The following is a 10,117-nucleotide window of genomic DNA, read 5'->3' as shown; positions in this document are numbered from 1 at the left end:
CACCTCCTTCCATGAATGCATTGGCCATCGTTTGCTGGATTAAACGGTCGGCTGTTCTTGCTCCAAAGCATAACCTTGCGCGAAGCCAATGCTGAAGCCCTCATTATAGGCTTCATCGAAGGCTGCATTATAGGCTATTCTGCGGTGCTTGCTGATTCTATGTCTTGTTCCCCGTCGGGACAATTTCACATGACGGCCTGCCCGCAACTTTTTTTTCACAATTAGTTTCTTCTTTGGATGAAGCTTACTTTGCGCAGCAGGTCTCTTTTTACGGAGGGTTATTTTAAGCTTCAGTTTCCGCACTTTTATCTTTTTGTTCACTGTCTATGCACCTCAGCTTCCTTATCATTAGGACCGGTGTTCTCATCCTTGTTGTCCGAAAACAATAGCGAGCATGTTAGACAGCCTATTCGCATAGGTGTGATCTCGCATTGTACGATACAATCCTCGCATAGCTATTAGTTTGCGTTCTTCATCGTGTAGCAAATAGTATTCCATCTTCTCCACCAGATCTTCTGGTGATGTATAGGTGACAATATCGTAACCTGGTGTATAAAAGTTAACTAAGTCGTCGCGTACATCCGTTAATTGAAGCACACCGCAGCCGGATATCTCGAAAGTTCGCGGATTGGGGGAGGCTCCAAGAATTTGCCGGCTGTTATTGTTATATGCCTGGTCATCATAGGCTCGGTGCATATTAATGACGATTTTGGCTCCATTATAAACATTCGCGGTATGCTCCGGCTGCATCCAAGTATTGAGCTGAATCTGTGGCGCAAGCAGCTTATAGTGCTTCAGACGCTCCCACCATATACCGGAAATGAGGATCCGTTTGTTTGACAAATAGGGAGCCAGCCGATCAAACAACGCCACCCGGTTCCAATAGGCAGATCCGATGAAACTGATATCCCGATGCATACCATGTGGAATGCGCTTTGGTCGAAACATATCCGGTTGAAAGGCAAGCGGTAAATAATGAACCTGAGGGCATCCCATTTCCTTATATAGCGACACGCAATTCACTTCCAACGTGAACATGAAATCGTAGTGGGTCGCATAAGAGACGGTAATGTCCGTGTAATAGGGGTCATCCGTAAGCCATATGGCTGTACGGATGCCCATACTGCGAATCCGATCTACCACATCTAGAGATAAATTCATCCCATCTAGAACAATCATCAGGTCGGGATGATAGACCGCAGCAAGCGTTTCGAGATTTGCCTCTGGTCTGCCGATACGAATCGGATCATTATCACAATTCCCAATAATTAATTCACGGACTAATGGACGCAAGCTGCCAATAATCGCATGATCCAAGGGCTCGTAAGGAAATCCTTTACCCGACGTTACATATAACACTCGCACATCCCAAACGGGGTTAGGTATCCGATCACGAATCGCTTTATGAATAATAGCTTCGCATAGCCCTAACCTAACTCCGTTGGAATAGCCCGCTTCATAACCGTTCTTTTTTCCCCTTCTCGAGGAAGAACTCTTCTTGACTTCGGCCATCTTCTGCACTCCTTTCTAGGCAAATACAATGTCCATCAGCTTGACTAATCGAATCGCAAACGTATGTTCATTCATTGTTCTTCGTAAGCTTCTTATCGCAATTCGCAGCCTATCCTCTTCATGTCTCAAGTAATGTTTCATCTTCAGGATAAGTTCTGCCGAATTATGAAAGGTCTCGATATCGTAACCGGGCGTATAATACATATCCAAATCGTGACGGTGATCTGTAATTTGCAGCGTACCGCACCCAGAAATCTCATACGTTCTTGGATTAACCGAATGACCCGGGATATTTCTACTATTTTTGTTGTACATTTCATGATAGGTTTGGCGATGAACGTTAATGACAATTTTGGCTCCGTTATAATACTTCACAGACTCTTCAATAGGTATCCATTGCAGCTTAATGCCCTTCTTTAGCAAATCAAATCCCTCTAGTTGTTCCCATAATCCCCCTGCAATCAGCACTTTTTTATCCGCTAAGAATGGAGTCAGCTCATTAAATAGGGCGATCCGGTTCGGAAACCCATTTCCAATAAAGCAGATATCACTTCGATATTCGGGACTAACATGCGTAGGCTTAAAAACAGCCGTATTGACTGCCAAGGGTAAGTAATGGACCTGGCCACAACCAACTTCCCGATAGAGCGCTACACAGCTCAATTCATGCGTAAACACGTAATCGTAGTGAGGAGCAAGTGTGACCGTATGATCGGTAAAATAGGGATCATCCGCAAACCAAATCGCCGTGCGTATGCCCATCTGTCTCACTTGATCGACATGGTCTGTGTGATCAGCCGGAAAGACATGAAGACCATTCATGACCAGCACAAGGTTCGGTTGAAGCTCTGCCGCCAAACGGAGCATGTCGACAGCAGTTGCTGTAAAAGCTTCTCGGACCGTTTGTCGCAGGCCCTGGGCAATTCCTTGGTCAATGGCATCGAAACCTTGAATGATAAATAACACTCTGGCATCTCGGAGTGGTAAGGGTTCAGGTCGCATCGAGTCAGTAACAAACTGGCACCGCCCCATCCGGATGCCATGTTCTTTACCTTTCTGAAGTCCACGTTTTCTACCCATTTTCGGACCATACGGACGAGTAGCAATCGTTTTGCTCATCTCACACCTTCTTTTCTAAGGCTGCTGGATAAATATGATCGATCTTCAAGAAAAAGTTCAGCGCCGATTTCCAATCTCTCATCGGGGTAAAGCCATTGTCAGCCATAGCTTTATGAGCAAATGCCGAGTACATCGGTCTTGCCGCAGGCAGTGGAAACGAATCCGAATGAACAGGAATCAGCGGAACATGCTCCATTTGAGCGATCTTCAAAATGTGCAAGGCAAATTCATATCTAGAGCACACCCCTTGATTCGATGCGTGATAAATGCCATACCTGTCCGTTTCAATCAGTTCTCGAAGAAAGATCGCCAGATCCAAACCATACGTGGGTGAGCCGAATTGATCATCTACAATGGACAGAGGTCCTCCCGATTGTGCCTTTTCCAACACCTTGGTAACAAAGTTAGCTCCTTTGGTGCCATATAACCAAGACGTACGTACGACAAAACGTTTCGAGCAGGTCATTCTGACGAATTTCTCTCCAAGCAGCTTAGAATGACCATATATATTGTTTGGATTGGTGATATCCCCCTCTTCATACGGGGTTTCCTTCGTTCCATCAAACACATAGTCGGTACTCACATATACAAGCTTGGCACCGATTTTCTCGCAAGCCTTTGCAATGTGCAGGGCTCCCAATGCATTCACTTGATAGGCTAGCTCCGTCTCTACTTCCGCCTTATCGACATTCGTATAAGCAGCAGCATGAATAACAACATCCGGTCGCTCTTGTAGAAGGATGTCCATGACTTTCTTCTCATCGCTCACGTCAAATTGGTCTTTGCGCCAAGCTGATACTTCATGAACGAGGCCAAACACACGAATGAGATCATAGCCGAGCTGTCCACCGGCTCCAGTAATTAATATTTTCATGTGCGATCAGCTTCTGTTTGGGCGCGATAAGATCCGTCTGCAATACGTGCACACCATTCGTGTTCTTGCACATACCAATCCAGTGTCTTCTTTAGTCCCGATTCAAATGAATAGGACGGCACCCAGCCCAGTTCACGGCGAATTTTGCTACTATCAATCGCATACCGACGATCATGTCCAGGCCGGTCTGATACGAAGTGGATCAAATCCTCCGTTTTGTTAAGCAGCTTCAGAATGCTTTTGGCAACCTCCAAATTCGTTCGTTCATTTTGTCCGCCGATATTGTAAACCTCCCCAGGTACGCCATCCTCAATCACTCGTTCAATCGCTGAACAGTGGTCTTCCACATACAACCAATCTCGTATATTCAATCCATCGCCATATATCGGAATCTGCTCATTGCGAAGGGCACGAGTAATAATGAGTGGAATTAGCTTTTCAGGAAACTGACGAGGACCATAATTATTAGAGCAGCGAGTAATCACAGCCGGGAACCCATAGGTTTCATAGTAGGCTCTGACTAGCATATCCGATCCTGCCTTACTCGCAGAATAAGGAGAATTCGGTGCTAAGGGAGTCGTTTCGGTGAATGCCCCATCGTCTCCAAGTGATCCATAAACCTCATCCGTCGAAATATGAATGAACTTCTTAACCTGATGCTGTCTCGCTGCCTCCAATAAGCATTGTGTCCCTGCTACATTTGTAAGCACAAAGCTGCGAGGGTTATGAATGCTTCGATCCACATGGGATTCGGCGGCAAAATGGACAACCACGTCAACCCCTTGCTTCATCAATTGGTTTAAGAGACCAACATGACCGATATCACCAAGTACAAACTGGTAACCAGCTTGCCCATCTAGTGACCTGAGGTTATCCTCATTTCCTGCATACGTAAGTAAATCAACATTTATTAAATGATCTTCCGGATGATTTTTCTTCCAGTAATAAATAAAGTTACTTCCAATAAATCCCATTCCACCCGTAATTAGAATCACCGACATTAGCTGTTCTCCTTCCTTACAAAAAGAGTAGCCTGGAAGAGAGATTCATGTGTCCCGGCATCAATCCACCAACCTGTAAAGAACCCATGAGTAAGCTTGCCCGCAGCTGCGTACACATTGTTCACATCAGTGATTTCCAGTTCGCCTCGACTGGAAGGCGTTTGTTTTTTAATAATGTCAAACACTGTAGAATCAAATAAATAAATACCCGTAACTGCATAAGACGAGCTCGGATAATCCGGCTTTTCTTCGATCCGTTCAATGATGCCATTCTTCATCTTTGCAACACCATATCTTCTAGGATCAGTCACCTTCTTTAGAATGACCATTGCTCCATCTTTCTGCTTCTCGAAGGTGTCAATTATCGGACTTAAGGAATCTTCAAACAAGTTATCACCCAGAAGAACGACAAATTTCTCACCCGTCAACACGAATTCCTTCGCGAGCGCCAGTGCCTGAGCGATCCCCCCGGCTTTATCTTGGAGCTTGTAAGTAAGACGGACACCAAACGTTTCACCACTGCCCAAGTAATCCAAGTACAACCCTGCGGATTGTTTTCCCGTGATTAATAAAATATCTTGAATGCCGGCTTTGCATAATTTCTCGATGGCATATTGAATCATGGGTAATTCACCGACTGGAAGCAAATGTTTATTGATGATGTTCGTCAGAGGACGCAAGCGGCTTCCCGTTCCTCCCGCCAGTACAACACCCTTCACAAGACATACCCCTTTCCAAGCGTTATAATGGTGCGTAGCCACATCCACTTCTTTAATCATATGCTTTCGTGATATATGGAAATTGGACGAATACCCCTGATTCAAAAATTGGACATTCAACCACACGTAAAGTGGCGCCGCTAAACAACAAAAAACGGCTAGCTCGCAGCATCTGCGACACTAGCCGTTATTAATAACCTGAGCCCTCTTCATTTACAACTTCTTGCCGATAGCTATCCAATTCACGATACCTTGTTGATCTGGTGAAAACTTGGCACGCATAATAGATACTACCGCGTTATCCATCGATTTTTGTTTCACAGATACATAGCAGGACTGGTGATCCGTCATCGCCGTTAACACATAATTCTCATCCGCAAACTTCTCATCGAAGTTTAAGACCACTTCCATCATTTCATCCTGAAGTTTCATTTCAAAAGGAACGAGTCCAAACTGCTGCGTAATATTTTTTTGTGCACTTGGCGTCTGCAGGACATTTTCCGTTAATTTCGTTACGGAAAGCGATCCATCTGCAATGTGCTCATTTCTTACAGCACTTGGTTTCAGCTTTGTTCCGTCAATGCTGCCGCTCGCAATATGAAAGTTGCTAATAGAGGCATAAGCCAGTTTGCTGCCATCAATACTACCAACCGTCAGCTTCGATCCTTCCAGCGCACCGTCTGCCAGATGGCTGCTATTCACTGCGCCAGAGGCCAACTTGCTGCCATCTACGCTGCCAGCAGTCAGCTTCGATCCGTCTACGGAACCGGGTGCCAGATGACTGCTGTCCACGGCTCCAAACGCTAACTTACTGCTATCTACACTGCCTATAGCAAGCTTCGCTGCATCTACAGCGCCGTCCTTCAGGTGCTCATTCCTGACCGCGCACTCTGCCAATTTACTGCTATCCACACTGCCTGCCGTCAGCTTGCTACCATCTACCGCGGCTTCAGCCAGATGCTCTTTAGTTACTGCGCCAACTGAAATCTTACTGCCATCAACACTGCCTGGAGCCAACTTCGAGCCTGACACAGCATGATCAACAAGGTGTTCGCCACTCACCGAGCCGCCCGCCAATATTCGACCGTTCACACTGTCATCAGCCAGCTTAGCCTCATCCACAGCACCGTCCGCCAGATGTCCATTCGTAACTGCACCTGTGATGATCTTACTTCCATCCACGCTGCCAATCGTCAAATGATAGTTGCTGATGATGCCAGAGGCCAACTTGCTGCCATCAATACTTCCCGCTGCCAGCTTCGCGCCATACAATGCACCGTCAGCAAGATGATCGCCACTAACAGCACCTGCGGTCAACTTACTGCCATCTACACTGCCTGCGGCCAGCTTAGCCCCATCGACAGCACCGTCGATAAGGTGAGCGTTGTTGACAGATGCAGCTGTCAGTTTGCTGCCATCAACACTTCCAGCGGCTAGCTTCGTAATATCCACTGCACCTTCTGCAAGATGAAAACCACTAATTGCCGCAGATACCAGCTTACTGCCATCCACACTGAACGGCGCCAGCTTGCTGCTTGTAATGCTTCCGTCTCCCAAGTGCTCATTCGTAACTGCACCTGCTACTAACTTACTGCTGTCCACACTGTTTGGAGCCAACTTTGAGGCATTAATGGATCCAGCAGCGATATGATCGCTGTTCACAGCCCCAGTGACTAACTTACTGCTGTCAACAATACCCGCAGCAAGCTTTGCACTCGTAACAGAACCATCAATAAGGTGACCGCTGCCAACCGTTCCAAGCGCTAATTTACTACTTCCTACGCTGCTGTCTGCAAGCTTTGACCCATCCACTATGCCATTTGCTAAGTGCTCATTATTTATTGCGCCTGCCGCCAGCTTCGATCCATCTACAACGTTATCCATGAGATGTTCCCGATGAACCGAACCCACCGTTAACTTAGTCCCGTCCACACAACCTGCTGCCAACTTCACACCATCTACAACACCGTCTGACAGATGCTCATTTCTTATTGAGCCCGTTGTCAACTTACTGCCGTCTACACTGCCTGTCGCCAGCTTTGCTCCATACACCGCATTATCCGCTAGATGATAGTTACTAACAGCACCAAGTATTAATTTGCTTCCGTCTACCGAATTCGCAGCAAGCTTATCATTATCGACAGCACCGTTAGCCAGGTGTTCCGTATCAACAACGCCAAGCGCTAGCTTTGCACCATCTACAGCACCATCAGACAGATGTTTGCTCGCAACTGATCCTAGAGACAGCTTCGTACTGTCTATGCTGCCCATTGCCAACTTCGAACTGCTTACAGCACCATCCACTAAATGCTCACTATTTACAGCAAGCGCTGAAATTTTGGAACTCGTGACAGCACCGTCTGCCAAATGTCTTCCACTTAGCGCTCCGCTCACTAGCTTACTGCCATGAATACTTTCATTAGCCAGTTTAGCCGCTGTAATCGCCCCGTCAGCGATATGCTCACTATTGATAGCTTTCACTGTGATTTTGCGGCTAGTCACACTCGCATCTGCTAAATTGACTTCCATCACCGCTTGGTCTTCCAGTTTCCTCGATGTGACTGCTCGATCCTGGAGTACCTTGGACGATACGGATTCAGCTTGCAGATGCTGGGTCCCAACCGCTCCGCTTGCCAGCTTCTCTTCTGTAACAGCTCCTTGAGCAAGTGTTTCAGAGGTGATCGATCCTTCGATAAGTTTGGTTCCTTCCAGACTTCGGTCAGCGAAAATACCAATAGTAATGGAACCTTGGGCTAAATGTTCAGACGTTATTGCACCTGGTTTAATGTGTAGCCCATTAATAATTTTCTCTTGTAAATGGCGAGTTTCAATCGACATGGAGGCCATTTTACTGCTCGTTACAGCTTCTTCCGCGATTTTACTCGTTGTTATGGTTTCATCTTGCATATGAAGCGTTGAAATGGCTTCTTCAGCTATGTGTTCGCGTTGAACCGCTAACCAAGCAATTTGTTTCTCACCGATTGCTTGATCAACGACATGCTCCGAGCGAATCACATTTAATCCGATCTTATCCCCGGTAACAATTCCATTCTGAAGATGCTCTTTACCAATGGCCTGATGAGTAATGTGCTGACCTAGTACGGCTACATCTTTCAAATGAATACTACTAATGATGCCTTCCTGCAAATGTCCCGTTTTGATGGAATTCGGTGAGATCTTATCAGAAGTTACACTTTCTTCCTTCAACTTCGAAGTATCTACACTGCCCTCCGATAATTTCTCATTCGTCACAGACCCCGCCTCAAGCTTAGCGGTAGAAATCGTATGATCAGCCAAATGTGTATTGTCTATGGATTGTGCTTTAATATGTCTTCCCTCAACCGAGCCTTCGGCTAATTTAGATGAGGTGATCGTTCCATCTTGAAGCTTTGAAGGCGTTATTTCTCCATCAATCAAATGCCTATTACCAATCGTTTGACTGCGAATATGCTTTCCTTCCACAAGGTCCTCTACCAATTTAGCTGATGTAATGGACCCATCTTTCAGTTTCGTCGTCGAAATGATAGCGTCCGCAAGATGCTGGCTTTGAATGGCATTAGGTTGAATGTGACTATCCGTAATGAGGTTTTCTGCCAACTTATCTGATGTAATGCTTCCATCCGAAAGCAAACTTCCATATAAAGCGCCATTCGCAATATGCTCCGCTTGAATCGAGCTTGCGGCGATATGACGACTCGTGATTGCTTCATCGGTAATATGTTCACCATAGATGGAGGATTCCTGCAAATGTTTCGTCTCAATCGCTAGTGGAGCAATCTTCGCGCTCGATACAGCCATATCCGCAATCTGATCCTGATTTACAGCATCCCATGCCAGCTTCTCTGTGGTGATCGACTCATCCTTCAAATGAAAGTTCTCAATAGCAAGATCAGCAATATGCGTTGTTTCGATTTGACGCGGAGCAATGTTATGACTTAGAACGCTGCCGTTAGCTAAGTGCTCTCCATAAATACTTTGTGGTTGAAAATGAACTGAGGTAATACTCGCATTGGCGATTTTTTCTTCGGTCACAGCCTGATCTCTTAACTTATCTGTTGTGACGGAAGCATCCGTCAGCTTGGCGGTATCAATAATATAATTGGACAAATGCTTTGCTTGCACGGCGCCACTACGAATTTTCTCTCCAGTTATCGCCTGATTATCAATGAGTTCGCTCGTAATGATCAGCTCAGATAAATGTTGTGGAAGAATGGAACCGTGAGCAATTTTTAAGGAATCAATGGTTTGATCGGCCAGTTTATCGGCTGTGATACTATTGTCCAACAGTTTACTGCCCGGAATGGATTCATCCTGAATTTTATCACCCAAGATACTATGCGGAGCAATATGTTCATCGTTGATCGCTTGATTAGCGATCTTATCTCTTGTTACGCTTCCCGGAGCTAGCTTCGAGTTTTCGATAGCAAAATCCTTCAGAGCTTTCGTGCCGATACTTAGTGGTTTGATTTTACTTTCATCAACAGAGCGATTTGCAATTTTCTCCCAAGTAATCGCTTCTTCCACAATATCATCTGTATAGACGACAGGGTTTGCAAATTTCCCCGTTTTCCTTTCCGAAAGCAATAACAGTGGCGGTGGGGGAGCGGTGGAAGTAGTGGATACCTTCATTAGACTAGATTGCTTGTTAATTTTGGTCGTTTCGACTGGGGCTTTCACATTCCCTTTGAGTGGCGTTTGCGGATCACTCGTTACCGTCTTCTGAACAGGTTCTTTTTCTGCTTTCTCGGCTTTCTCAGCTTTCTCTGTTTTTTCTTGCTTCACTGGAGCAGATTCTGGCTCAATCTCATCTATCCAATCCAGTTCGTTCACCCTGCTGGAGATTACTTTTTTCACGAAAGGTCTTGCTCTGTTGTTCTTACTCTTACTCATAG

Annotated in this window: 7 protein-coding genes; all 7 read right to left on the bottom strand. The window is 45.8% G+C overall.

The features are described 5' to 3' along the window. Positions 1–39: 39 nt before the first annotated feature. Positions 40–321 (bottom strand): hypothetical protein, encoded by a 282-nt coding sequence (locus NYR53_RS08310; RefSeq protein WP_261304735.1) that lies wholly within the window; start codon positions 319–321, stop codon positions 40–42. A gap of 42 nt (positions 322–363) precedes the next feature. Continuing rightward, positions 364–1,512, bottom strand: a complete 1,149-nt coding sequence (locus NYR53_RS08305) for a CgeB family protein (RefSeq protein WP_261304734.1) — start codon at positions 1,510–1,512, stop codon at positions 364–366. A gap of 15 nt (positions 1,513–1,527) precedes the next feature. Next, entirely contained in the window at positions 1,528–2,631 is a 1,104-nt protein-coding gene (locus tag NYR53_RS08300; RefSeq protein WP_261304733.1) for a CgeB family protein, read from the bottom strand. 1 nt (position 2,632) lies between these two features. Beyond that, positions 2,633–3,505 carry a dTDP-4-dehydrorhamnose reductase gene (gene rfbD, locus NYR53_RS08295; RefSeq protein ID WP_261304732.1) on the bottom strand — a complete coding sequence of 291 codons (873 nt, stop codon included), beginning with the start codon at positions 3,503–3,505 and terminating at the stop codon, positions 2,633–2,635. After that, positions 3,502–4,506: a dTDP-glucose 4,6-dehydratase gene (gene rfbB / locus NYR53_RS08290; protein WP_261304731.1), complete on the bottom strand. Its 1,005-nt coding sequence runs from the start codon at positions 4,504–4,506 to the stop codon at positions 3,502–3,504. The genes rfbD and rfbB overlap by 4 nt, the downstream gene beginning before the upstream one ends. Beyond that, positions 4,506–5,225 carry a sugar phosphate nucleotidyltransferase gene (locus NYR53_RS08285; RefSeq protein ID WP_261306302.1) on the bottom strand — a complete coding sequence of 240 codons (720 nt, stop codon included), beginning with the start codon at positions 5,223–5,225 and terminating at the stop codon, positions 4,506–4,508. Before NYR53_RS08285 ends, rfbB begins: the two co-directional genes overlap by 1 nt. 213 nt (positions 5,226–5,438) lie before the next feature. Then, positions 5,439–10,115 carry a WIAG-tail domain gene (locus NYR53_RS08280; RefSeq protein ID WP_261304730.1) on the bottom strand — a complete coding sequence of 1,559 codons (4,677 nt, stop codon included), beginning with the start codon at positions 10,113–10,115 and terminating at the stop codon, positions 5,439–5,441. Positions 10,116–10,117 lie beyond the last annotated feature (2 nt).

The sequence above is a fragment of the Paenibacillus andongensis genome (assembly GCF_025369935.1).
Taxonomy (GTDB): Bacteria; Bacillota; Bacilli; order Paenibacillales; family NBRC-103111; genus Paenibacillus_E; species Paenibacillus_E andongensis.
The sequence above is the reverse complement of the archived record's forward strand: the minus strand, read 5'-3'. Positions and strand labels throughout refer to the sequence as shown.